The organism is Streptomyces sp. 7R007 (assembly GCF_054850255.1).
On the sequence record NZ_JBTWMV010000076.1, the window covers coordinates 1 to 24544 of the forward strand.

Sequence of the window (24544 nt, forward strand, 5' to 3'; positions counted from 1 at the left end):
CAGGGCGGTGGCCGCGGCCTGCGCCGGGCTGCTGCCGAGCAGTGACGCGGCGGTCATCGCCACCACGGCGGTCGCGACGGATCTGCCGCGGCGTGGAAGAGAAGACACGGGTTTCTCCTTGCCGAAGGCGGGGGGGGGTGTCAACTGGGTTGAGGTCAGCAGGAGTTCAGCCGGTGTACTGCGAGAAGACGCGCGTGTAGTCCCAGTTGGACTGGCCGACCCCGGAGCAGCTGTCGGCACTTCCACCGGTGCACGGGCGGTCGCGGTTGGCGGACCAGAATGTCAGGCGGGCCAGGTGGTGCTGCTGGGCGTAGGCCAGGATGGTCTGGAAGTCGTTGACTGTCACCGTCTCGTTGTTGTCGGTGATGCCGTTCATCGACGAGATGCCCATGTCGCGGTAGGCCTGGTCGTCGCTGTAGCCGTAGGCGCTCTTGAGGGCGTTTTTGAGGCCTTCGGCGGCCTGCTTGGTGAGGTTGCCCATGTTCTGGCCGGTGCCGCCGAAGTCGAACGGCATGATGGCCCAGGCGTCGACCGAAAGGCCGGACGAGGCGGCCCGGTTGATGAGGCTGGTGTCGGGTCCGCTCTGGCCGGTGCCGATGGTGATGTATACCTTCAGACCGGCGTTGTTGGCCTTCACGGTTTTGAGCGCGTCGACGGTGCGCTGCTGGACGGTGGGGTTGCTGTAGGCGTCGGCCTCGATGTCGATGTCGATGGCCTTGAGGCCGTAGGCGTTGATGACCTTCTGGTAGGCGGCGGCGAGTTCGCCGGCGCTGGAGCAGGAGCTCTCCAGCTTGTTGCCGCTGTAGCCGCCGAAGGAGGGGATGATGTCGCCGCCGTTGCCGCGCACGGTGTTGACGGTCTGCTGGTCGACGCCGCCGGTCAGGGGACGGCTGCCGTCCCACTGCGGGTTGCAGTAGCCGTTGCTGAGGACGAACGCCAGGGTGAACCACTTCACGCCCGTGGCGTTGGTGATCGTGGTGGGGCTCGGCGGGTCGCCCCAGCCGTTGTAGAGGTACGGCGCCACGGCCATCGGGGCGGACGGGGTGGAGCCGCCGGAGGAGGGCGCGGTCCACTTCTGGTTGGCCGCGCCGGTGCAGGTCCAGATCTGGGCCCGGGTGCCGTTGGCCGAGGAGTTGCCGGTGGCGTCCATGCACTTGTTGGCCTGCGGGTTGACGATGTCGTGCGCGGCGGTGACCGTCCACTTCTGGTTCGCTCCGCCCGAGCAGCTCCACAGCTGGAGCTGAGCGCCGTCGGCGGTCGAACTGCCGGTCACGTCAAGGCACTTGCCGAGGGCCCTGATGGTGCCGTCGCTGCCGACGGTCCACTGCTGGGCGGCGGTGCCGTTGCAGTCGTAGAGCTGGACGGCGGTGCCGTCCGCGGAGTTGGCGCCCGCGACGTCGAGGCACTTGCCGGCCAGGCCGGTGATCGTGCCGGTGGCGGCCTGCGCGGGGAAGGCGGAGAGCAGGCCGGTGGAGAGGGTGAGAGCGGTGACCGCCAGCGCGGCGGATGCGGGGAGAGATTTCGGTCTGGCCATGGCGAACGGCCTTTCGTGGGGGCGGAGTGCTCGGGGCCGAGTCCATCCTGTGAACGGACGAGTGCACGCACGGGGGTGGTGTCGCCCGGTGAAACTAAAGGTATGGACCACTTTCGTCAAGGTGTGAAGTAAGAGTTGAGGGAAGGGAGTTGGGCGGGCCCCGCCGGGCGGTCCCAGCAGGGGCCCTGAACGGACCATGGACGGGCAAACCCGTTGCGCCCGGCGGAGGTGAGCGCTTGGCTCCGCGGAAGCGGAGCGCGGCGGACGGCGGACATGACGGCGGGGGAGCGGGCAGGGAGACAGCGGGCGTTGGAACGGACCGATTCGGCCTTCTGTCCGACCAGTTCGACTGCGCCAGGAAGATGGCCAGGTGCGGCACCCGGACCCGATTTCCATGGCCGTCAGTTGTTCGGCCACCGGAGCCCAGGTCGAGGGGCCCACGGACGAGCTTGCACGAGAACGAAGATCGGCCGCATGCGACGATCCTGCCGTCCGCGGCGGCGATGCCGCGACCTTCTCGGCCGGCAGCAGAACGCCGGTCCCGGCCGCCGTCGCGCGTGTCAGCCGCTGTGGGAGACGGTGAGCCCGTAGAACGCGACCCGCGCGCCGTTGGTGGTGCTGTCCGAAGATGACTGGTTGTACGAACCGGCCTTGAAGTACTGCTTGTAGGAGAAGAAGGACGACGGGATGGGGTAGTGGGTGGTGCTGCCGTTGACCGTCAGGTCGATGGTGTTTCCGCCGGAGACGGCGATCGTGTATGTCCAAGTCTTGCCGATCGAGACATGCCCGATGGTGTGCAAGGTCTGGCCGCCGGAGGGGGAGTTCTCGGTGCCGAGGACGATGTCGCCGTTCGAGTGGTAGTAGAGCTCCAGCAGGGGCTTGGTGGAGGGCCCGCCGCTGCCCAGGTGGATCTGCCCGACGCACACGTTCTTCGTCACCGACACGACCCGCAGCGTGGCGTTCAGCTTGTGGCTTCCGGCCAGCGACCAGTCGGCGGCGCTGCCGCTGCGGTTCATCTCCCGCAGCTCGGAGCGGGCGTAGTTGGAGTTGGGGGTCGTGACGCCCTTCTCCGGCGCCCAGAAGGTCATGGCCCCGTCGCGCTGGTCCGTGTAGAAGTACGAGTCCTGGTAACCGTTCGCGCCCTGAAGGCGGGAGGACGCAATGGTGGTCGGTGAGCCGGGTGAGCCGACGGGCTCCTGGAGCTGCCACACGGACAGGTCGAAGTTGCCGCCGGGCGCCTTGCCCGGGTCCGCGGCGGTGGCGTCGCCGGTGCTCATCGCCGCGAGGACGCCCACGACGGCCGTGACGCTGGCGCCGGACAGGACTTTCGAACGGATCATGGCGTGCCCTGCTTTCTGGAGTGGGGGGTGAGCAGGCCCCAGCGCGTTCCGGAGCTCGGAGTCCGAAATCCATCGCGTTCATGTGGGTGAATGAGTTGCTTGTCCATGAACTGGAAGGTGTGGCAGAACCTAAAGGTCTGCACCAGTGCCGTCAAGAGGTGAAGACAGAAGTTGACTCTGGGATGCGGCGCATCGGCATGCGATTGACACCGTTCTGCCGGCTGGACTGCTGCGCCTCGCGCTCGTCCTCGGCGGCCACGCCGCCTCCCAGCCTTGAAGCAATGGGCCCTCAACGAACTCGAGGGTTGCGCAGGCAAACCCGTCACCAGCGTTCCGGACTACCGGCGTCTGCGCGCTGCCATTCAAGTCGACTCACACTCGCTGACCTGGCAAGGCCGAGAGGCCGGTTCTGCCACTCAGCCATGCCCTCCAGGACTTTGTCCGTGATGGTGGAGATGGTCTGCCGGGAGACCTCGACACCGTAGACCTCCGCGAGGTGGGCTTGGACCTCACCGGTGGTCGAGCCCTTGGCGGCCAGCGAGATGACAATCTCGTCGACGCCGGTCAGGCGCTTCTGCCGCTTCTTGACGATCTTCGGCTCGCATGAGCTGTCCCGGTCACGGGGCACGGCCATCTCCACCGGTCCGACATCGGTCAGGACGCTCTTGAACGTGATCGTCCAAGCTTCACACCCCGTCGTTACCGGCGACGCATGTGGACGCAGGGGACAGGCCAGGGACACTGGCCTGGGCTTTTCAACTCCCTCCTATCGTCCTGCCACTTGATCAGTGCGACCTCGTGTCGCACCCCGCCACTTGATCCCGTTGTCCACGAGAGGCCGGGCTGGTAGCCGGTGTCCTGCTGCAGACGGCTGATGTCGAGGATCAGGTGCGGGGCTGTTCGCCGGTGGGCAGTTCGACCTGGGCGTCGGGGGCCGTCTTCCTGATCGCATCGGCGATATCGGCGTTGGTCGTCGCCCGCCCCGAACCGACGTTGTACGTACGGTGGTTGAGTGTCTGCGCGAGCTGGAGGAGGGCGATCGCCCGGCCGGTGTCCTTGACGTAGTTGAGGTCGAGTCCGTCTTCGGCGTGGGCCGGCCCGAGCAGGTGGGACAAGTCGGGGGCGGTGCCGTGGGCGGCGGCGTGGACGAGGGCGGGCGCGGCGAAGAACGGATCGAGGTGGCCGAGCGGGCCCCAGGTGCCGGAGATGCGGTAGTGGACGATGTCCAGGTCGGTGGTGTCGGAGAGGAAGCCGCCCAGCAGCTCGCTGAGAAGGTGGGGATCGAGAGGGCTGCGGTGATGGACAGCGGGCGTCCTCGCGCAGCGGCCAGTCCTGGCCGGAACCGAAGTAGACCCCGATCGTGCTGGCGACGCCGAGGCGCCGGACGCCCCACTCCTGGGCTGCCTCCACGATGTTCAGCAGCCTGTCGAGGGCCCGCCGGGTCGCCTCGACGGGCGCGGCGAGGACGGGCGGCCAGGGGTAGGACCCGGCCAGGTGCACGATGCCGGTGATGTGGTGGCGGCGGCCGATCGCGAGCAGGGCGTCCCGGTCGCCGATGTCCGCCTGCTCCACCGCCACTCCTCTGCGGAGGCGCCGACACCGACCCCCGCTACGGCGCCCGTGCACTCGTCGCACTCCTGGTCGCCGGACTGCGCCGACCGTCCTGACCATCCGTCGAGAACCAAGCCGGGCGGCTGAGGTCGGATGTCTTGCGCGTGATGGTCCCGCAAGCCTCCGACCGTGGCCACGGTGGGGAACGCGAGGGAGCGCAGGTCTGCCCATTTCCCGGGCGCGGGGCGAGGGAAATCAGGGAGCGCCATCCACCCCACCGACCGCACCGGAACACCCGGCAACGGGCGGGCCGGGCCCATGGTGGGCGCTGCACAGCGAGACACCGTCCCGGCACGAACAAACCGCCTGACCAAGCCCGCAGACCTTGACCGAACAGAGAGAAGCACCCCCGCCACTGTCACTACCTGCGGCGGTGTCGCACGATCGAGGGGGCGGTCCCCATGAGACCGCCCCGCAAGACCGAAGTCCCGTCACACGCGCGCCACCTGGCTCTCCGGTTCCGACGGGGCGTCGCTCAGGCCCACTTTGGCGTGCAGGCGGCGCAGCGGGGGCGGTGCGTACCAGGCGGTGCGGCCCAGCAGGCGCATCGCTGCGGGCAGCAGGACGCCGCGGACGACGACGGCGTCGATCAGGATGGCCAGGCCGCTGCCCAGGCCGAGCATCTGGATGAAGCTGACGCCACTGGTGACGAAGGCGAAGAAGCTCACGGCCAGCAGTCCCGCGGCCATCGTGACGATCCGCCCGGTGCCGGCGAGCCCCCTGGTCACGGCCTCGGCGGGGTCCGCTCCCGCGTCGTGCAGCTCCTTGATCCGGCTGGTCAGGAACACCTCGTAGTCCATGGACAGGCCGAACGTGATGCAGAACATCAGCACCACCGTGCCGGTGTCCATGGGCTGTGGAGTGAAGTCCAGCAGCCCGCTGAGGTGCCCGTCCTGGAAGACCCACACCATGGCACCCATGGTGGCCGTCAGGCTGACCGCGTTGAGGACCAGGGCGCGCAGGGGCTGCACGACGCTGCCGGTGAAGAGGAACAGGAGCACGAAGGTGGTGACCACGATCCAGGCGGCGGCGAGCGGGAGCCTGTCGCCGACGGCCTTGCGGGAGTCCACCAGGCGCGCGTCATTGCCACCGACCAGGGCCTCGGTGCCGACGGGCGGGTCCACGGACCTCACCTTGCGTACGAGGTCCTGCGCCGCGTCCGACGCCGGGGTCAGGGCGTGGACCAGGGTGAGGCGCTGCGCGTCCGGGTTGCCGAGCGCCGCGGCGGCCGGTCCCGGCGCGGAGCGCTGTCCGCCGGCGTAGCTGCCGGAGCTGGCGTCGACGCGCAGCACGCCCTTCAGGCGGGACAGGTGGGTCGCGTACGCGTCGAGCGCGTCCGGTGCCACCGGCCCGGTGGTGACGATCTGCACGGCGGCCTCGTCGTTGCCGGCGAAACCAGTCCGCAGGGCGGACGAGACCTGCCGGCTCTCCGCGTCCTGCGGCAGCACGCGCTCGTCCGGTGAGCCGAAGGTGACGCCGAGCAGCGGGCCGGCGGCGAGCAGCAGCACGGCGAGTGCGGGCAGCGCGGTCAGTCCCGGCCTGCGCATCACGGTGCCCGCGATCCGCCCCCACAGCGGGGCGTCCGTGCGGCGGGCCGTCCGCATGCCGGGCAGGCGGCCCTTGTTGACGCGGTGGCCGAGCGTGGCGAGCAGCGCGGGAATCACGATCAGCGAGCTGGTCGCGGCGATGACCACCACGCCGATCCCGGCGTAGGCGAAGGAGCGCAGGGAGAACATCGGGAACGCCAGCATCGCGGCGAGCGCGCCGACGACGGCCGCGGAGGAGAAGACGATGGTGCGCCCGGCCGTGGTCACGGTGCGGCGGACGGCGTCGGGGACGGCGTCGCCCAGCGCCAGTTGCTCGCGGAAGCGGGAGACGAGGAGCAGGCCGTAGTCGATGCCCAGGCCGAGGCCGAGCGCGGTGGTGAGGTTGACCGCGTTGACGGAGACGTCGGTGATGCTGCCCAGGACGTACAGCTCGGCCAGGGTGCCGACGATGGCGATCAGGCCGATGACCAGCGGCAGCAGGGCCGCGACCAGGCTGCCGAAGGCGATCACCAGGAGGATGAGGGTGACCGGCACAGCGATGGACTCGGCCAGCGCCAGGTCCTCGGCGACCTGGTCGGTCAGGTCGCTGTTGACGGCCGCTCCGCCGCCGGCGCGGACCGAGACGCCGTTGTGCTCGCCGGTGTACTTGTCCAGCAGCGCCTCGGCGTTCTTGCCCTCGTGGCGGTCGCCGCCCTTGACGTGGGCCAGTATCAGCGCCTGCCGGCCGTCGCGGGATTTGAGGCCTGCGGCGCCGCGGTCCCAGTACGAGACGACGTTGGCAACCGTTTTCTCGTTTCTCAGGCCGTCGGTGATCTGCTGGCCGCGCTGCGTGGCGGCCGGCCCGTCGGGGCCGCCTTGCTCCGCCTGTAGCAGGAGGACCAGATTCGTGTCGCCGCCGAATTTGTCGTCTATCACTTCCTCGGCGCGGCTGGACGGCGCGTCCGGGTCGTTGTAGCCGCCCGCGGTGAGCTTGCCGAAGGCACCTATGCCTAAGACGGCCATGGCGACCAGGGCAACGGTGGCCAGCGCGAGGAGGGGGCGGGCGCGGCGTACGGTCAGAACGGCGATACGGGAGAGCAAGTCCGTGCCTTTCGGTGGGGGCGGATGTCGGTCCGACCCTGCCGTGGTGCGCGGGGGCTTCGCGTCGGTGGGAAGTACGTAAGCCGCGGGTCGTTCGTGGCATGTCGCGCAGTTCCTCCCACCCGGCGCCCCTGGGGGCACCCCAGGGGCGCGGATAGCATCTGGGCATGCGGACGGCGGATTGCTCCCGTGGACCGCTTCTCGGCAGGCGGGACGAGATGCGGCGGATCGAGGAGTTGGTCGAGGGCGCGCGGGAGGGGCGGGGCGGGGTGCTCGTCCTGCGTGGTGAGGCGGGGATCGGCAAGAGTGCGCTGCTGGGGCACGCCCGGCGGGCGGCCGACGGGTTCCGGGTCGTGGAGGCCTCCGGGGCGGAGTTCGAGTCGGAGCTGCCGTTTGCCGCGCTGCACCAGCTGTGCGTGCCGATGCTGAGGCGGCTGGATGCCTTGCCCGTCCGGCACCGCGAGGCCCTGTCCGTCGCGTTCGGGCTGGCCACGGGCGCCCCTGAGTTGTTGCGCGTGGGGCTGGCTACGTTGGAACTGCTGGCGTCGGCGGCAGGCGAGCGTCCGCTGCTCTGCCTGGTCGACGACGCGCAGTGGCTGGACGCTGAGTCGTCCAAGGCGCTGGCCTTCCTCGCCCGGCGGGTCGGCGCGGAGCGGATCGCGATGGTGCTCGCGGCCAGGACACCCTGCGCGGTGGAGGAGCTGGACGGGCTGCCGGGCGTGGTCGTGGGCCGGCTGAGCGACGCGGACGCGCTGGCACTGCTGACCGCGGCGAGCCATGTGCCGCTGGACGAGCGGGTGCGCGACCGGCTTCTGGCGGAAGCACGCGGGAACCCGCTGGCGCTGCTGGAGCTGCCCAGGGCCGGTGGTTTCGCCCCGCCGGAGGCTGCCTCGGTGCCGTCCCGGGTGGAACGGGGCTTCGCGGACAGGCTGGCGGGCCTGCCCGCCGAGGCGCGGCTGCTGCTCACCGTCGCGAGCGCCGATCCCACCGGCGACCCGGGCCTGCTGTGGCCCGCCGCGCTGCTGCTGGACATCGACGTGTCGGGGGCCAGCGCCCAGGCGACCGCCACGGGGCTCGTCGAGTTCTCCACTCGCGTGCGCTTTTGTCATCCGCTGGCCCGGTCGGCGGTCTACCGGGCCGCCGAAGCCGACCAGCGCCGCGCGGCGCACCGGGTGCTGGCCGAGGTCACCGACCCGGCCGGGGACCCGGACCGGCGGGCCTGGCACCGCGCGCAGGCCTGCCCGGGACCCGACGACGACGTCGCCGCCGAGCTGGAACGTTCCGCGTCCCGGGCCCGGGCGCGCGGCGGCGTGGTGGCCGCCGCGGCCTTCATCGAACGGGCCGCCGCGCTGTCGCTCGACCCCGCCGAGCGCGTCAGGCGGACGCTCGCCGCGGCGCAGGCCAAGCTCGAGGCGGGCGCCCCCGACGCGGCGGCGGAGCTGCTCACGACCATCGAGTCCGCGTCGCTGGACGAGTTCCAGCGCGCCGGGCTCGACCTGCTGCGCGGCCAGATCGCCTTCCAGCGGCACAACGACGGCAACGGGCCCAAGTTCATGCTGCGTGCCGCGCAGCGTCTCGCGGGCCCGGAGCCGGACCGGGCGCGCGCGTACTGCCTGGACGCGCTGGAGATGGGCCTCGTCGTCGGCCGGGCGAGCGGCGTGATGGACACGGTGCTGGCCGCGGCGCAGTCCGTCGCGCCGGCGCCGCGTTCGCCGGACCTCCTGGACGTTCTCATGGTGCTGGCCAAGGAGGGGCACCGGGCCGCGATTCCCCTGTTCCGCGAGATTCTCGACGGTGACGGCGAGCCGGTGTGGACGCGGCGGCCCGCCCTCGCGAGCATGCTCGCGACCGAGACCTGGGACCCCCACCTGCACCTCACGATCACCGACTGGCTGGTGCGGACCGGCCGGGAGTCGGGCTCGCCGCTCGTCCTGCGGCTCGGCCTCGCCCAGCTGGCCGCGTACGGGGCGTTCACCGGTGACCTCGGGCAGGCGATGGCGGCCATCGCCGAGGAGGAGGCGATCGCCGACGCGGTCGGCGGGCCGCCGTTGCTGTACCCCCGGCTGCAACTGGCGGCGATGCGCGGGCGCCGCAAGGAGGCGCTGGAGCTGTTCGAGACCGCCACGGCGACGGCGACGGCCCGCGGCGCGGGGCAGCTGATCGCCAACATCCACTGGGCGTCAGCCGTAGTGCACAACGGACTGGCCGACTACCCGGCCGCGCTCGCCGCCGCCCGGCAGGCCGCCGCGCACGGCGACCTCTTCCTCGCGGGCGTCTCCCTACCCGAACTCGTCGAGGCGGCCGTCCGCTCCGGCCGGCCCGACGACGCCGCCGAGGCGCTGGAATCGCTGACCGAGCGCACCGAAGCCAGCGGCACCTCCACCGGCCTGGGCATCGCGGCGTACGCACGGGCCCTGGTGACCAGGGCCGAGGACCACTACCGCGAGGCGATCGAGCACCTCCGGGACAGCCCGCTGCTCCCCTACCGGGCCAGGGCCCATCTCCTGTACGGGGAATGGCTGCGCCGCGAGGGCCGCAGGCGCGACTGCCGCGAGCACCTGCGCACCGCCCACGGGTTGCTGTCGGAGGCGGGGCTTGAGGCGTTCGCCCGGCGTGCGGCGGACGAACTGCGCGCCACCGGGGAGTCCGCCCGCCCCCGTTCGAAGCACACCTACGACCAGCTCACCCTGCAGGAGACCCACATCGCCCGGCTGGTGGCCACCGGGGCGACGTCGGCCGAGGTCGCCGCCCAGCTGTTCCTCAGCCCCCGCACGGTTGACGCCCACCTGCGCAACATCTTCCGCAAGCTCGGCATCAACTCCCGCAGGCAGCTGAGGAACCAGCCCGAGCTGACCGCCTGACGGGCGCGTTGAACTCCCGCTCACACGTCCGCTGCGCAGCGGGCTCTACGAGGAAGGTCATTGTGATGGTCGAGCTGCGGCCCGGTTGGGCTGCTGTCAGGCTCGGCGTCGACGTTCCGGCATGACCCACAAGGTAATTGGCGGCTCGTGCAGCCTGCCGTTCGCCCGAGTTGTCTGCCGGACGTCGGCGCCGGCCTGGCCCACCTCGTTGGCTTGATCAGCAGCTTGTCCGCCATCTCGACGTGACTCATCACAGTTCTGCCACGCGGTGACTCGGGCGGCTCCTGCGTCGAGGAAGCGGGCGTGGATCAGACCGGGCTTCGGGTACGCCGAGCCGATCGTGCCGAAGTCGCGCTCGGCGACCGTCACCTGGACCGCGGCCGGGTCCTCGGTCGGCGAGAGCGTCAACGTGATGTCGGCGTCCAGGAGCCCCAGGAGCGGGGGATCGTCACTGTCCACGATGGCGAGCACCAGTCCGTGCAGCGTGCGCGCGCAAGTGGCCAGGACCTGGGAGGCAGCCGGGAGACGGTCCCCGGACAGCGGCAGGCGGGCGCTGAGGGCGGCCTGCAGGCGGTCCACGACGAGGAGGGCCATTATGTGGAATCAGGTCTGTCAAGGCTCCCTCCTTCTGGCTGAGAGTGGCGAGGAGGGGACGAAGGGCTCCCGGTCTTCGCTTCGCCAGGCCCACGGCGAAGATCACACGGCTCTCTGCGTCGCACGTGCAGGGGCAAAGCGATCGATCCGGGTCAGCTGCCTTTGGCCATGTCGCACTCTTGCTGGGCACCACGGCAAGCTCTATCAATCACACCGCACGACGATCCGCTGTAAGCCGACAGCGTCTCAGAATCGACGCACCGTCAGTTGCGGCAGATGGGCCTTCGGAGGAGTTAAGTGCCCCCTACGGCCGAGAGGAAACGTTCAGCCGAACTAGCAATCGCTTTCAGTCAAAGCGTGAGCATGCCATCTACTTGCCGGATCTTGCCCCCCTAGCGTGTCGAGCGTCCGTGGCATCTGCTGATCGCCGGTGCCGCGTTGCCCATTCGCGAAGGGAAAATCGTGAGATCTGTTCTCAGAACGACCCTGATAGCCCTGACGCTCGCTCTACTGCCTGCCCAAGCGATCGCTGCAACACCGCAGAGTCATACCCCCACTCCATCCGAGACCATTTCCGCTGCAGCCGAACTGCCGCAGCCGGCGCCGCAGAAGGCGGAGCGGCCCAACGCGAATGCAGGGCTGGCTAGTTCTGCCAGCTCGTGCGAAAAAGTGCGGTCCAAGCTCGACACGCTTGCGGCCCAGGGGCAGCGCGCCGTCGCCTGCACCGCTCCCGCGCCGGCGCGCAAGCCCTCCGTCCCGAAGACCCCTGACTCCGAGGTCACCGCGCTTGCCGACCGCACACCGGTGCCCCTGCCCGACTGGTGCTACGACAGTTCCAACGGTGACGGCACCTGGTACTACACCCGCTCCCACGCCTGTTCGATCGACACGCTGTCCGTCGACGTCATCGACACTCGGACCGGCGAACTCGTCGGGCAGATCTACTACCAGACAAATGAGCTCGTCTACACCGCCGACGATTTGCCCACCTGGGGACACCAGGTGACCATCCGCATGTACGGCGGTTGGGGACTGATCAGCGGCACCACCGTGGAGGGTGCCGCCACGTGCCCCGGGCCGTGCACCCTGTCGGAAGCCGATGTCGACTTCCCGGCGCAGTCCGTTTCTGTGGGCAGCGCGCCCTGGGGTGAAGCACTGCCCACGAGCACGGCCACCGCACCCGGCGCGATAGGGGAAGCGAAGTCCACCATGTACTGGGTGTTCAACAACCCGTCGTGGACCCAAGGGACCGAGCTCATCGGCTCCCAGGTGGCCGTGCCCATCCGCTGCGACAACGACACCAAGGGCGTCTCCACACCCGGATGCGTGTTCAAGGACTACGCCCCGGTCAACGTCGTCAGCCTCAGTGGCCTCTACCCCAACTACGCCCGGCACATCCAGGACGCGCAGGCGTCCGGGCTGCCAGGCGCCTATCCGGACGGTCAGCCGCTGACCCGGCAGACCGACGACACCACGATCACCAGCAACCGCAACACGGCCTGCCCCCAGGCATCCAGCGGTGGCTACCCGCGGCCTACCGGGTACAGCTGCGACGAATACCCCTTCGCTTCCACTCATCAAGGCGCCGCCAGCAACCGGCTGCTCGGCCGCACCTTCGACTGGTGCCAGATCAGCACCCTCACCAGCCGCACCGGCCCCGGCTGGAGCGCCTGCATGATCCCCGCCACCGAGAACACCGCCGCCGGACGCGACGACCTGCGCATCTTCTACAACGAGAACCGTGTCCTGGAGAACGACGCGTTCTACGTGTGGATCGTCCAGTAACGGCCCCTAACATGGCCGCATGACGGAGCCAGCACTCACCACGGCCTCCAGCCCGGTCCACGTGGATTACCACACGTTCGAGCTGACCGACTCTGACAAACGCGCCCCCCTGGGGTTCGACACGTCGAACGGGTTGGTCTTCTCCCGGCCCGGGCAGGCCGTCATCTGCACCGGCATCAGCACGGGCCCGGTGAACGTCAGCGTCCAGGTGCGTCGGCATCCCCCCACACAGGTGGATGCCGACGCGTGGGACGAGATCATCGACCACAGCGTCGAAACAGCGACCGGCGCCCTGCGCGTCACGAGTGTGATGACCGACGCCCCGGATCTTCCCCTCCTCACACCGCAGGGACCGGGTACGTACCGGGTCCGGGTCCACGCGCGGGGCCGCGACAGCACCCCTGACGGCGTTGCCGGTGACCCCGTAGAGGACTATCTGCTCATCGTCTGGCCTGCCGAGTCTCAGCCGGACGAGATCCACAAGCAGACAGACCGCTACGGCGCCGAACTACGAGCCCAGCCAAGCAGGCCGGCCCCCCCGCCGCCCCCGGGCGATGACGAAGACGACCTGCGGCGGCGCACACGCGAACGGCTCCACCGCCGTCGCACACCGTAGGCCCTTTTCCTTCAACGGAGCCGTACTCGTTGCGGGTGATGGGATCGGCTCGGCCAAGGCTCACGTGTGTTTGCCCTGGCGGACTTCCACGAGGGGCAGCATGGTGACGGCGGCAGGAAGGCCGAGCTCCCGCGGCGTGGGACCGGCAGGGGTGGGGATGTCGGTGAGCCGGGCGAGGAGCGCGTCGAGGGCAGTCTGGCCGTCGTCGACCGCGGCACGTTCATCCTCGGTCAGCGGGATGGACGCGAGCATGCGCTGCAAGTTCTCTTTGGCCTCCAGGAGTTGGGCCTTGCTGGAGTCCTTTGGAGTGTAGAAGTCGCAGCGGGCGCAGGCCATCCGATGCTGGCACTGTTCGAAGAAGGAGTAGGTGCACCAGCCGTGGCCCAGGTCGTAGTACTGCCAGGGATCGCCGGTGGCCGCCGCGCCAGAGGCAACGGCGTCGCGGTCGACGAGGACCTCGATGGTCCGCACGTTGCGGGCGAAGTAGCCGGCTTCGCTGTATGCCTTGGCCAGCGTCTTGGGGGAGATCTTCGCGTAGAACTGGGTGGAGCTGGGCGACCGGTGCCCGAGCCATGCCTGCAGCTCGAACAGGGTCATCGGCTCCTTGGCGTTGTAGAGCTGGCTGGCGATGGTACTGCGGGCCCGGTGGCTGGTGATCTTGCCGCGAACATCGCGGGCGGGAACTCCGGCCTTCGTGCACAGCGCCGGGATGATCGTGCGGTTGATGTAGTCCTTGGAGACACGTTTAGCGCGGTGCGCGAACAGGAACGCCACGCGCTCGCCGGTCTTGGCGTCCAGCATCAGCGGCTGCTCGGGGCGGAGGGACTGCCAGACCTCTATGGCCTGTCCGAGCAGCGGGTCGACCGGCTTGGTGAAACTCGTGCCGGTCTTATGGGCCGGGACGTCCAGCAAGCAGACGGTGTCACGGGCGAGGACGTCTGCGGCGTCCGGACTGACGGCCGTGCCGTCGTGCTGCCAGCGGATGCACCCGGTGCGCAGGCGGCGGATCTCGTCGCTGCGTTGGCCGCTGAACAACCAGGTCAGCGCCACGGCGCGGGAGAGCTCGAAAGGGTAGCGCGGGCCGCTGCTGGTCGTGGGCAGGTCCTCGGCGGTGAGGTTGATGCCGGCCCACAATAGCTTGGCCCATACCCCGTCGGCGATGACGCGGGGGTTGGGACCCAGCAGTGCGCGGACGCTGCGGGGCGTCTCCAGAGCCCGCCCGGGATCGAACCGCCGCGGGATCCACTCCCATTCCTGAAGGTCGCGGAAGAACGCGCGGCTGGCGGTGAGCGCACTGTTCTTGGTGGAGGCGGACATCGGGTCTCCGAACACACCGCGGGTAGCGGTGCGTTCGACGTAGTCGCCTATCCGCATCCGGTCCACCGTGGCCACCCAGGCCGCGCAGGTCGCCCTCGTCCACTGCGCGGGCTCGGTGATCTGCGGCTGCTCGGCAGTCAGCCACCTGCCCATACGGGCGAGATCCTGACGGTAGGCCAGGCGGACGTTACGGCTGAGCGTGGAGGTGTCGAACCACCGGGAGACGATCTCGGCCCAGGGCGCGGCAACATCTGTCCATCGCTGGGCCCGCAGCTCACTCAACAAGGTCTCGTTGCGGGCGACGGGCGGCTCGCACCGTCCCAGCGCCGCCAGCGCCCGTTGGAGAGAGTGCAGGTCACCGGAAGCCCTCCCGGTGGAACGCACTGCTTGGCGCAGGCGTTCCAGCAATGCCGCATCCATATCTGCCAGCAGGGGGCTGCGGTTGAGGAGCATCGCGTGCGCGATCAATGTGCGTACGGCGTGGTTTCCGGCCGTTTCGAGGCGGTATCCCCAGCCGCGCAGCAGGCCGTAGACGGTGTCGACCTCTCGGTCCACGATCTCGGGGCCGAAGACCGTGCGGGCCCAGGCGCAGTCGTTCGAAGCGGAGGAACAGGGTCTCCTCCACCGGCGCGCCCAGGAGGTAGGCGTAGGCCAGCAGGCGGGGGCGACATGCTGGCGATGTCTGCGCCGGCCACTGGCGGCTCCATTCCTGCGCATTGGGCCCGATCAGACGCGTCCACACGGTCGTATCCCAGCTCCACCACGTCGACTCGGCCTCGGCGGTGCGGGCCAGCAGGATCCCGACCACCTGGTAGTCGACCCACCGGTGGTGTCCGGCCTTGTCCGGGATCCACAGGCAGGACCGCACCTGCTCCAGCGGCCCGAGCAACCGCGCCAACGCACTGCGTTCCGTCCGGGCCAGCCGGGAGGAATGCAACAGCCGCGGACCAGCCTGTACGAGTACCGCACGCTCGTCAGCGCCCAGTTGCGGCTCCCGGTCCCAGGATGCGCCGTCCAGCGGCCAGACCCAGCCGGGTCCCGTGTTTCCGGCGGGCAGGGCAGGCGCGGTCACCGCGGCCCTCCGGCGCCGGCACTCAGCAACGCGACCCGCTGGGCATGGATGTGCTCCATCCCGCGCGCGAACCTCTCGGCCAGGTCCCGGCCCGAGAGATGGATGTAACGCATGGTGGAGTCGGTGTGCTGGTGTCCGGCGAAGGTGGCGATCGCGTGCACCTCCCAGCCCATCCTGGCCAGGTCGGTCAGGCACAGGTGTCGCGTGGTGTGGGTGGAGAAACGCTCCACCCCGGCCTGCACAGCGATCCGGCGCACCACCTTCGACCACGTCCACAGGCTCAACGGCTGAGCGAAGTTACGCCGCGACTCGGACAGGAACAGCCCACCGCGCGCCCGGCTGAGCGTAGCCCGATGCACCAGGTACTGCGACAGCAGGACCCCGGTCGCCGCCGAGTAGGGCACGACCCGTTCCCGTCGGCTCTTGGTGGTCTCCGCCCGCACCCGCACCAGCCGCCGCCCCGGGTCCAGGTCGCCGGTGCGCAGCGAGCACAACTCCTCCCGGCGCAACGCCGCGTCGTAGGCCAGGGCCAGCATCAGCCGGGTACGCACCGGCTCGACGGCCGCTACTGTCAGGACGGCCCGCCACTGCTCGTCGCTGGGGATCCAGGGAAGTTTCACCAGCCTGTGCACCAGCCCACGCTGCCGCCCGCCGCCACGCGCCCCAGGGGCGTAGCGGCCCCGTCCGACGGGATTGTCCTGGCGCAACCCCTCCTCGACCAGGAAGTCGTAGAACAACCGCACCGACACCAGACGCTGCTGAAGCGTCGCGTTCGACAATCCGGCACCCGAGTCCAAAGCCACAAGGTTGGCGCCCCGACAGCTCGGCCGCGACCCCAACTCCCTTGCATACAGAGCAACATGGGCACGTGTGGCTCGCGCCGGGTCCACGCTCTCCCGCTCGCACAGCTCCAGGTACTCCGCCAGCCCCCGGGCGTAGGCATCAATCGTCCTCGGCGCCCGCCCCAAGTCCTGCCACACGTGCAACCAGGCCACTGCCTGCTCGTGCCGACCCAATATCGGCCATTTCTCCCTCAGCCCAACCATCTGGTACCGCTGATCCCTTCAGTCTGTGGGCCCCCGTACGAGACCGCCAGCTTCGCAACTGATTCCACGTAACTTCTAGGCCCTCCATGTGCGGGGCTGTCTTCCTGATGTCCTCGGCCGTCAGGTTGCTGCCGTCGTCGATCATCAGGAGGTCGCCGCCCGGACGAGCTGGTGGGCGACTTTCTGCTCGTGCGCGGTGAGGCGGCCCTGCTTGAGACGCGCGTATTCGCCGCCTGTCTCGGCGGAGATGATCCGGCGGAAGATGCACGTCGGCCACCGTCCGCCAGTGATATCCGTGCACCCGGCCGGACGGCGCCCCGCACACCGGGCAGACCACGGCCTGCGTCGGCGTCCGGGCTCGCACCACAATCCGCTCGCCCTCATCGGTGACGTTCTCGATGACCAGCGGGGACAGGCCCGAAAACACCGTCTGCACCAGCTCGTTGACATCCTTCACGGGAACGTCGACGACCCTCACGACTCTCCGTCACCACCGAATGTGCGACAGGGCCGTTCAATTGACACACCCGGAGCTCGCGCGCGAGACCGGGCGGCAGTAGGTCACGGTGTCAGGACGATACGCCCGAAGACCTCGCCAGCATCCATCCGCCGGTGGGCGTCTGCTGCGGCTTCGAGCGGGAGGACGGCGTGGACGACGGCGCTGAGGTCGCCCCGCGCCGCGGTCTCGAACTGGTCGGCGCGTACCCGGGCCAGGTCAGCTCGCGGCACCGTGTCCAGACTGAAGGTCGCGACCGACACCGACTGCCGGAACCGGCTCAGCAGCGCCGACCCAAAGTCCGCCGGAGGAGGCCCGGCGACGAGGCCGACCAGCATCAGTCGACCATTGGGTGCGAGCCGCGCGAGGAACGAGGGCAGCGCTGGCCCGGCGACGACGTCGACGATCACATCGAAGCCGGCTGGCTCGGGACCGCGCGTACTGTTCCCGTCACGGTCGAGCACGTGTGTCGCGCCGTACTCCATCAGCCGCTCGCCCCGCTCGGCTGACGATGTAGTCACCGCAACTGCCCGTGCGCCAGCTCGGGCTGCGATCTCGACGGCTGCGATGCCGATGCTGCCGGCCGCGCCACGTACCAGCACGGTCTCGTCCTTGGCGAAGTGCGCCTGCTGCAGGGCAAAGTGCGCCACCGGGGCCGCGCTGCCGAGTGTCACCGCGGCGACGGGCGTCAGGTCGGCGGGAAGTGGCGTGACAGTCTCAATCCTCGCGACCGCGTGCTCGGCGTAGCCGCCGAAGACGCCGGTGAACGCCCACACACGTCGGTTGAGCCACGACGCCTCGACGCCCGCTCCCACCGCCGTAATCGTCCCAGCCACCTCGCTTCCCAGCACCAGACCGTCGCGAGCCATGACCGGGCCGAGTGCGCCAAGCGTGCCGCGCCGGATCACCGCGTCGACTCCGCCGACCCCGATCGCCGCGGTCCGGATGACGACCTCGCCTGAGCTTGGGCTGGGGACCGGGACATCGACGACCTCCATGCCGTCCGGGCTGCCGAAGGTACGGATCGAGATTGCTCGCATGCATCGCTCCTGGCTGGTTCGAGCCGGTTGGCTCCCGTACGATCGAACGTGACGGACGCGTGCGTCCACTTGCTGTTGTGAGAGAGATCGCCTGCCAGATGACTCACCTGCTGCGTGTCGACGCGAGGGAGAACCGCGACCGTGTCCTCGCCGCGGCCCGGGAGCTCTTCGCGGAGTCCGGGCTGGAGGTGACGATGCGACAAATCGCCCGGCGTGCGGCCGTCGGGCCCGCGACCCTGTACCGCCGGTTCCCGACGAAGCAGGACCTGGTGCTCAAGGCGTTCGAGGAAGAGCTCGCCGAGTGCAGCTCAATCGTCTACGACGGCAGCGCCGACCCGGACCCGTGGCGCGGGTTCTGCGACGTCGTCGAGCGCACCCTGCTCCTCAACGCGCGCAACCAGGGCTTCACCGACGCGTTCATGTCGGCGCATCCCGACGTCATTGACTTCGCGGCACACCGCGAGGAACTGGGCCGTGTCGTCTCGACCATCATCCGCCGCGCGCAGGCTGCAGGCCGGCTGCGTCCGGACTTCGTGTTCGATGACTTCGTCGTCATCCTCCTCGCCGGCCGCGGACTCACCGCCGCACCCGCCTCCACGCGCGACGCGGCCGTACGCCGTTTCGCGGCTTTCATGATCGACGGCCTCCGCGTCGCCGACACCGAGCCAGGCACCCGGGCCAGTAGCGCCGCGGGAGAGGGAAGCTCCAGACCGCGACCACACCCTCGATCGTGACGAGCCTCGATGCTGCCGAGCACACCGGTGCCCGCGCGGTCTCCGCCCGGGACCTCGCCTGGCTTGGCCGTCCCCGCAAACGAGCGAGCACCCACTTCGAGGACGCGCTGAAACTCAGGAAGCCGGGGTTCGACCGCGTCCGCGTCATGGACCGCGTCGGGCTCACCGCCGCGCTGTTCGACGAGGGTGAGGCCGAGCGGGGCGCCGCGGCGGCCCAGCAGGCGCTCGACGACGCTGCTCGGGTTGACTCCACACTGGTGGCCTCCCGGCTCACCACCCTGCTCGACGCGGCCCGCTCGTACGAGACAGCCGCCGTCGACGAGGTGCGTACGAGGGTGAAGGATCTCGCCGCCGCCCGGCCGAGCACCATCGCGGCCTGAGACCATCGAGCGTATGGGCAAGCACAGCCGTCCCGGACCGCCGAACCAGCCGTCGCGCGCTCTCCCGCGCGTCGATGCCGACGACCCGCTCGCCGCGTATACCAAGCGGCGCCGTCCCCCGATGGACCAGTACCGGCGTCACCGGCCGCTGCACGGCGGTGCCGGCCACTGTCGACCCGAGGAGCCCAGGGCCTTGGAGGAGTGGGACGGTTTCGCCTACGTCCCTGTCGGCACTGCCCTCAACCTCGCAGCATCCACAGCCTGGGCTCACGGGCTCGACTCCCACGAATCGACCGATCAGGAATAGGGCCTTGGCAGAGGCGCCCCGGCGGTACGGTCACGTGCCCGGCAGGGCTGGTGTTCGAGGCAGGCGCTGGCAGCTTCAGCGAACGCCTCAAGCGCTTCCTTGATCTCTTGCAGCGGCGGGCGAAGCTTTTCGTCAGGACGCAAGGAAGGTGCTCCCTCGTCCATAGGGTCGAGGTGAAGCGCCTGCCTCTGAGCGTTGGTAATGAGCGCCGCAGCCTCGGCGTCCCGAAGGGGGCCATCTGCAGCGGTGTGGGCTCGGTCTCGGTCGGATCGTGCGTGGTAGGCACCCCGTAGGTGCGCATCGCACGCACGAACCCGTCGGCCACGGCCCGGCCGGAGGGCACCGCCAGGACGGTGGCGGTGACGACGAACCTGGAGTGGTCGTCGATCCCAGTGAGCATCTTGCACTCGCGTCCATCGGCCAGGAAGATCCCGCCGACCAGGTCGAGTTGCCACAGGTGCATCGGTGTCTCGCGCTGCCACCGCTTGCACTTGCGGCGATGCTGCTGCTTCTGGTGCCGGATGGGCCCGTTACGTTCAATAACGCGGTGGACCGTTGCGCACGACGGCGCTGTGGCAGGGCTGGTCTCGGCGAGTTCTAGGCGATCCGCCGGGCGCCCCAGCGGGGGGTTCGCCCGGCGCATCTGGCAGGCCAGGGCCTCGACTTCAGCCGGAAGCCGCGTCGGACTGGTCCGCGGGCGTCGGGGCTTCTCCCGCAACCCTTCGAACCCGCCAGCGTCGTACTTCGACTTCCAGGTGTAGATCGTCTGCGCGACACGCCGTACCGAACGGCCACCGCACTGACTGGCGAGCCGTCGAGTACCTCAAGAACCGCGCGGTACCGCTGTTGCGGCTTTCTATGCTCCCGCTCGATTGGGGCCTCGAAAGTAAGTCGGAGACCGTGGTCCGTGTCGATTCTGGTCTTGTGTGTGCGGCCATCTTCGGCACGGTCGAAGGGCGCTCTTGCTGCACAGGCCTTGAGCCTGGACGTCTCCATGCCCCAGCGTAGATGGTGCATACTGGACGATGCCCCGGTAATTGGCTCCGAACGTGGCAGCGATCGCGTGATCGGTGCTGTTGACGGGGTCCTTTCGCTTCGCGGGCTTTCCGAGGGCGAGATAGCGTACGCGTTTGGCTTTGACCAGGTTCCGGGGCCACGGAGAGCGATCTGCCCGTTGACACGTCGGTTACGGCCGGTGTTCTTCCCTGCAGGTCTCGGTGCTCTGGGCCCCATCGGTCCGTCTGTGGCAGCGCGCGACGGCGATAGGACGTCCTGGGCGGGCATGCAGAGACGTGTTGGATGTGGGCGCATATTCGTCGTCTGCTTCGGTGATGTCAAGTTCACCGCTATCAGGGGCAATTAAGTCCCTATAGTGCTCCACCGGGCGACGTCACAGCGTGCGATGGGGCACGCGGAGGCAGGGAAAAGCGCATGGAACGTGCGTTGGACGAGGTGCTGGCGCAGCTGACGATCAGGGATCGGCTCCGTGTACGCGGGTTACGGTTCGGGCGTCCGAACGGGGCGTTGATCCTTCAGCTGGAGGGGGAGGAGAACGCGGTACGGGGATGGCCGCACGCCTTCCACAAGCGGCACTATGGTGTGCTGCCGGTCAACCGGCCGGACGAGGTGCCGCGCGAGGTGTCCGAGGAGCAGCAGGTCGCCACCGAACTGCTGGCCATCGCCCAGGGCTGTGGGCACGACGGCCGCCCGGCCTACCGGCTGCCCATCAGCTTTCCCCGGTTCGCGGCGGCGTACGCGGCCTTGTACGTATGGCAACCGGACGACGCGCAGCTGCCGGCCCACCAGATCTCCGCGATCGCGCACATGGTCAAGCAGACGATCGCCGAGGAACACCGTCACTCTCTGCGGGAGATGAAGCAGCGGGCGGCGGCCCTGGCCCACCACGAGTACATGACCACCCGGCTGGGGTGTTTCGCCGGCTTCCTCGTCGCGCTGACCGAAGCCTGCCGCATCCCGCACCGCAGCACGGTGCGCTGGTACCGCAGGAAGTGGTTCCCGAAGCGGCCCATGCCGGAGTGGGCGGTCTTCCAGGAGCTGCGCGACTGGCACAAGAAGCCTGGTGAGGTAGTCGGCGAGGGAGTTGAGGATCTCGTCGGCTGTCTTGGTCCAGGTGAAGGGCCGCGGGTTCTCGTTCCAGGTGTTGATCCATGCGGTGATGTCGTCTTCGAGGGCCTTCACGGAGGTGTGGACGCCGCGGCGGATGAGTTTGTCGGTGAGCAGGCCGAACCACCGCTCGACTTGGTTCTTCCAGGAGGAGCCGGTTGGGGTGAAATGGACGTGGAAGCGAGGGTGTTTGCCGAGCCACGTTCTGATCTCGGCGGTGTTGTGGGTGGCGCAGTTGTCGCAGACGAGGTGCACGTCGAGTCCGGTGGGCACCGCCTTGTCGATCCGGGTCAGGAACTTTTTGAACTCGATCGCCCGGTGGCGGCGGTGCAGTGCCGATATGACGGTGCCGTCGGCGATGTTGAAGGCGGCGAACAGACTGGTGATGCCGTGCCGCAGATAGTCGTGGGTGCGGCGTTCGGGCATGCCCGGCATCATCGGCAGCACCGGCTGGGACCGGTCCAGTGCCTGGATCTGGCTCTTCTCGTCCACGCAGAGCACCACCGCCTTCTCCGGCGGGTGGTGGTACAGGCCGACCACGTCGACGACTTTGGCGACGAACTGCGGATCGGTGGACAGCTTGAAGGCGTCCTGCAGGTGGGGTTTGAGGTCGAACCGCTTCCAGATCCGCCCGATCGTCGACTTCGACAGGCCGGTGCGCTGGGCCATCGAGGCCCGTGACCAGTGCGTGTCCTGGCCCGGGAGCGACTCCAGGGTGGCCACGACGACCTCCTCGACCTGGTCGAGGAGGATCGAAGGCGGCCGGCCCGAGCGTGGCTCGTCGTGCAGACCATCGAGGCGCTTGGCGATGAACCGGGCCCGCCAGCGGTCCACGGTCGACCGGTCGATGCCGAGGTCGGCCGCGGCCTGCTGGTTCGTCCCGCCCTCCGCGCAACGCAGCACGATCTTGGCCCGTAACGCGAGAGACTGGGCGGTCTTGGCCTGCCGCGCCCACTGCTGCAGCTGCCCGCGCTCAGCATCGTCCAGGACCAGTTCGGCCTTCGGCCGGCCGATCCAGCCGGCGTCCTCAAGCCCGGCCATCCGCTCTGCGGCGAACGCCCGACGCCACTTGTCGACCGTCTTGGCCTGGACACCGACGAGCCGCGCGACACCCGCGTTCGACATGCCGTCAGCACACGCGAGGATGATGCGGGCCTTCTCAGCCGAGCGCCGATGCGGCGTGTTCGTCCGGCGCACCAACTCGGCACGCTCAGCCTCGGACAAGGTGATCGCCACAGCAGACGGGCCCGAATGTGACATGCCGACAGGGTAGTAACTAACCCTCAGGATTTCTGGCGCATCACACTAGCGGACGCCCTGGCCGGCCAGTACAAGCGTCCGGAGAAAAGAAGCCGAAGAAGCGATCGACTATCGGCCGCTGTCACTCAAATGGGCGCCGGTACTGAACAGCGGTCTGCACTCCGACTACACAAGTGCAGTCGGAGTGCAGTCGGCCCTGAGCTTGGCGTTTAACATCGCGGGTCACTCGTCCTGCTGACCTGCGGTTCTTCACGGGACAGCGGAGGCGGCCGTTCTCCACGCTTCGAGATGTCGAGTAACGAAGTCGAGAGAACGGCCGCTGCCCATGAGTCTGCCCGTCGATGTGCCCGGAAGTGAGGCGTTGGGTCTGTTGTCCCGCTTTCGGGTCGAGTTCTACGAGTGTCTCTACCAGCGGGCGGATGCGCTCTTCGAGCTCGCCGACGCGGTGCTGTGCGCGGACGGGCCGGTGAAGACGCTGGTCGAGCTGTCCCTGGCAGTCGAGCACCGGCGTGGGCATGGTGCCCTGTACGCCGCGCTGGACCGGGGCTGGCTGGAGCCGGTGCGGCTGCGCCGCGCTCTGGCCGGCCTGCCGCTGCCGAGGGCGGCCGACGGACGGGTCGTGCTCGCTGTGGATGTGTCGCACTGGCTGCGGCCCGATGCGCCGACCAGCGACGAGCGGCTGTTCTGTCACGTCTACGGACGCGGCGACCGCACGACGGACCAGTTCGTGCCGGGCTGGCCGTACTCCTTCGTCGCCGCTCTGGAAACGGGCCGCACTTCCTGGGTCGCGCTCCTGGACGCGGTCCGTCTGGGTCCGGCGGACGACGCCACTCAGGTCACCGCCCGCCAACTCCGTGACACAGTCGTCCGGTTGATCGCGGCCGGGCACTGGCGGCCGGGCGATGCCGAGATCCTGATCGTCATGGACTCCGGCTACGACACCGCCTACCTCACCCACGCCCTGGCGGACCTCCCGGTGGTGCTGGTCGGACGTCTGCGCTCGGACCGCGTCATGCTCCGCGACGCCGGACCCGCCCGCTCCGGACCGCGTGGCGGGCGCCCCCGTCGGCACGGCGGCGTCCTCACCCTCGCCAAGCCCGACACCTGGCACACCCCCGATGTCACCACCTCCACCCACACCACCCGATACGGCACCGCCGAGGCGACGACCTGGGACCGGATGCACCCCAGACTCACCCATCGCGGCCCCTGGCTCGACCATGCCCACGAGGAACTTCCCCTCCTCCACGGCACGTTGATCCGGCTGAAGGTCGAGCACCTGCCGGGCGACCGCGACCCGAAACCCCTCTGGCTGTGGTGCTCAGCCACCGGCGCCACACCCGCGGACATCGACCGCTGGTGGCAGTCGTTCCTCCGCAGATTCGACCTGGAACACACCTTCCGGCTCATGAAACAGACCCTCGGCTGGACCACCCCGAAGATCCGCCACGCGGACACCGCCGACCTGTGGACCTGGCTCATCATCGCCGCTCACACCCAGCTCCGCCTCGCCCGGCCGCTCGCCGAGGACCTCCGCCGGCCCTGGGAACGCCGCACCGAACCCCGCCGCCTGACCCCCGCCCGCGTCCGGCGCGGGCTTCGCAACCTCCGCGCCGCGACCGCGAGACCGGCAGCCGCGCCAAACCCACACGACCGGGCCCTGGACGACCTCCCGGCTCGAAGAACAAGCAGCGGGCCACACGTCACGACGTCGGCAAGACGGCCAGACGCGCCGAATCAATCAAGGAACATCAAGCCCGACGACCATAAACGCCAAGCTGGGACGAAGTCCAGCAATAC

The 24544-nt window shown here is 69.3% G+C and carries 15 protein-coding genes and 5 pseudogenes; 7 read left to right on the plus strand and 13 right to left on the minus strand.

All coding sequences use genetic code 11. The features are described 5' to 3' along the window. Positions 1 to 166: 166 nt before the first annotated feature. The 6 genes and pseudogenes from ACYF6T_RS41765 to ACYF6T_RS41790 form a co-directional block, all read right to left on the minus strand. Complete coding sequence (locus ACYF6T_RS41765) at positions 167 to 1534, minus strand: ricin-type beta-trefoil lectin domain protein (RefSeq protein ID WP_461703202.1); 1368 nt, start codon at positions 1532 to 1534, stop codon at positions 167 to 169. Between the two features lie 560 nt (positions 1535 to 2094). After that, positions 2095 to 2874: a polysaccharide lyase family 7 protein gene (locus tag ACYF6T_RS41770; RefSeq protein WP_461703203.1), complete on the minus strand. Its 780-nt coding sequence runs from the start codon at positions 2872 to 2874 to the stop codon at positions 2095 to 2097. Between the two features lie 397 nt (positions 2875 to 3271). After that, positions 3272 to 3541 (minus strand): annotated as a pseudogene (locus ACYF6T_RS41775) (transposase); the annotation flags it as partial. A 217-nt stretch (positions 3542 to 3758) separates the two neighbouring features. After that, on the minus strand, positions 3759 to 3989 hold the full coding sequence (locus ACYF6T_RS41780; protein WP_461703204.1) for a hypothetical protein: 231 nt from the start codon (positions 3987 to 3989) through the stop codon (positions 3759 to 3761). Between the two features lie 253 nt (positions 3990 to 4242). Continuing rightward, positions 4243 to 4656 (minus strand): annotated as a pseudogene (locus tag ACYF6T_RS41785) (NAD-dependent epimerase/dehydratase family protein); the annotation flags it as partial. A 260-nt stretch (positions 4657 to 4916) separates the two neighbouring features. Continuing rightward, positions 4917 to 7112: an MMPL family transporter gene (locus ACYF6T_RS41790; protein ID WP_461703205.1), complete on the minus strand. Its 2196-nt coding sequence runs from the start codon at positions 7110 to 7112 to the stop codon at positions 4917 to 4919. A 167-nt stretch (positions 7113 to 7279) separates the two neighbouring features. Here ACYF6T_RS41790 and ACYF6T_RS41795 point away from each other — a divergent pair, with 167 nt between their 5' ends. Beyond that, on the plus strand, positions 7280 to 9973 hold the full coding sequence (locus ACYF6T_RS41795; RefSeq protein WP_461703206.1) for an AAA family ATPase: 2694 nt from the start codon (positions 7280 to 7282) through the stop codon (positions 9971 to 9973). Between the two features lie 96 nt (positions 9974 to 10069). Here the strand turns inward: ACYF6T_RS41795 and ACYF6T_RS41800 are convergent, their stop codons facing one another. Continuing rightward, positions 10070 to 10552 (minus strand): hypothetical protein, encoded by a 483-nt coding sequence (locus ACYF6T_RS41800; RefSeq protein WP_461703207.1) that lies wholly within the window; start codon positions 10550 to 10552, stop codon positions 10070 to 10072. A 684-nt stretch (positions 10553 to 11236) separates the two neighbouring features. Here ACYF6T_RS41800 and ACYF6T_RS41805 point away from each other — a divergent pair. Together ACYF6T_RS41805 and ACYF6T_RS41810 are read left to right on the plus strand one after the other, a co-directional pair. Continuing rightward, positions 11237 to 12352 carry a NucA/NucB deoxyribonuclease domain-containing protein gene (locus ACYF6T_RS41805; RefSeq protein ID WP_461703208.1) on the plus strand — a complete coding sequence of 372 codons (1116 nt, stop codon included), beginning with the start codon at positions 11237 to 11239 and terminating at the stop codon, positions 12350 to 12352. Positions 12353 to 12371: 19 nt separating this feature from the next. Continuing rightward, the gene (locus ACYF6T_RS41810) at positions 12372 to 12968 is read left to right on the plus strand and encodes a hypothetical protein (protein WP_461703209.1); all 597 of its coding nucleotides are present in this window, start codon (positions 12372 to 12374) and stop codon (positions 12966 to 12968) included. Between the two features lie 60 nt (positions 12969 to 13028). On the opposite strand, the gene ACYF6T_RS41815 is transcribed toward ACYF6T_RS41810, so the two are convergent. From ACYF6T_RS41815 to ACYF6T_RS41830, 4 genes and pseudogenes are all read right to left on the minus strand, one after another. Continuing rightward, entirely contained in the window at positions 13029 to 14840 is a 1812-nt protein-coding gene (locus ACYF6T_RS41815; protein ID WP_461703210.1) for a tyrosine-type recombinase/integrase, read from the minus strand. 513 nt (positions 14841 to 15353) lie between these two features. After that, positions 15354 to 16403 carry a tyrosine-type recombinase/integrase gene (locus ACYF6T_RS41820; RefSeq protein WP_461703211.1) on the minus strand — a complete coding sequence of 350 codons (1050 nt, stop codon included), beginning with the start codon at positions 16401 to 16403 and terminating at the stop codon, positions 15354 to 15356. 237 nt (positions 16404 to 16640) lie between these two features. Beyond that, positions 16641 to 16860 (minus strand): annotated as a pseudogene (locus ACYF6T_RS41825) (ISL3 family transposase); the annotation flags it as partial. A gap of 104 nt (positions 16861 to 16964) precedes the next feature. Then, a complete protein-coding gene (locus tag ACYF6T_RS41830; protein ID WP_461703212.1) occupies positions 16965 to 17939 on the minus strand; it encodes a zinc-binding dehydrogenase in 975 nt (324 codons plus the stop codon). Here ACYF6T_RS41830 and ACYF6T_RS41835 point away from each other — a divergent pair. Genes ACYF6T_RS41835 through ACYF6T_RS41845 form a run of 3 tightly spaced genes read left to right on the plus strand, consistent with a single transcriptional unit; the run spans position 17930 to position 19360 of the window. Continuing rightward, positions 17930 to 18673, plus strand: a complete 744-nt coding sequence (locus ACYF6T_RS41835; RefSeq protein WP_461703213.1) for a TetR/AcrR family transcriptional regulator — start codon at positions 17930 to 17932, stop codon at positions 18671 to 18673. The two genes, ACYF6T_RS41830 and ACYF6T_RS41835, sit on opposite strands and share 10 nt — an antisense overlap. Beyond that, complete coding sequence (locus tag ACYF6T_RS41840) at positions 18670 to 19053, plus strand: hypothetical protein (RefSeq protein WP_461703214.1); 384 nt, start codon at positions 18670 to 18672, stop codon at positions 19051 to 19053. The genes ACYF6T_RS41835 and ACYF6T_RS41840 overlap by 4 nt, the downstream gene beginning before the upstream one ends. Positions 19054 to 19066: 13 nt before the next feature. Beyond that, positions 19067 to 19360: a DUF6087 family protein gene (locus ACYF6T_RS41845; protein ID WP_461703215.1), complete on the plus strand. Its 294-nt coding sequence runs from the start codon at positions 19067 to 19069 to the stop codon at positions 19358 to 19360. Here ACYF6T_RS41845 and ACYF6T_RS41850 read toward each other — a convergent pair. Further along, the gene (locus ACYF6T_RS41850) at positions 19293 to 20123 is read right to left on the minus strand and encodes a helix-turn-helix domain-containing protein (RefSeq protein ID WP_461703216.1); all 831 of its coding nucleotides are present in this window, start codon (positions 20121 to 20123) and stop codon (positions 19293 to 19295) included. The two genes, ACYF6T_RS41845 and ACYF6T_RS41850, sit on opposite strands and share 68 nt — an antisense overlap. A gap of 1310 nt (positions 20124 to 21433) precedes the next feature. Next, a pseudogene (locus ACYF6T_RS41855) lies at positions 21434 to 22720 on the minus strand (IS630 family transposase); the annotation flags it as partial. 349 nt (positions 22721 to 23069) lie between these two features. Here ACYF6T_RS41855 and ACYF6T_RS41860 point away from each other — a divergent pair. Next, a pseudogene (locus ACYF6T_RS41860) lies at positions 23070 to 24514 on the plus strand (NF041680 family putative transposase). Positions 24515 to 24544 lie beyond the last annotated feature (30 nt).

Excerpts from the sequence above, each read along its gene's own strand:
- ACYF6T_RS41765 (WP_461703202.1), bottom strand. The coding sequence starts at position 1,534 with ATGGCCAGACCGAAATCTCTCCCCGCATCCGCCGCGCTGGCGGTCACC.
- ACYF6T_RS41770 (WP_461703203.1), bottom strand. The coding sequence starts at position 2,874 with ATGATCCGTTCGAAAGTCCTGTCCGGCGCCAGCGTCACGGCCGTCGTG.
- ACYF6T_RS41795 (WP_461703206.1), top strand. The coding sequence starts at position 7,280 with ATGCGGACGGCGGATTGCTCCCGTGGACCGCTTCTCGGCAGGCGGGAC.
- ACYF6T_RS41810 (WP_461703209.1), top strand. The coding sequence starts at position 12,372 with ATGACGGAGCCAGCACTCACCACGGCCTCCAGCCCGGTCCACGTGGAT.
- ACYF6T_RS41820 (WP_461703211.1), bottom strand. The coding sequence starts at position 16,403 with ATGGTTGGGCTGAGGGAGAAATGGCCGATATTGGGTCGGCACGAGCAG.
- ACYF6T_RS41830 (WP_461703212.1), bottom strand. The coding sequence starts at position 17,939 with ATGCGAGCAATCTCGATCCGTACCTTCGGCAGCCCGGACGGCATGGAG.
- ACYF6T_RS41845 (WP_461703215.1), top strand. The coding sequence starts at position 19,067 with ATGGGCAAGCACAGCCGTCCCGGACCGCCGAACCAGCCGTCGCGCGCT.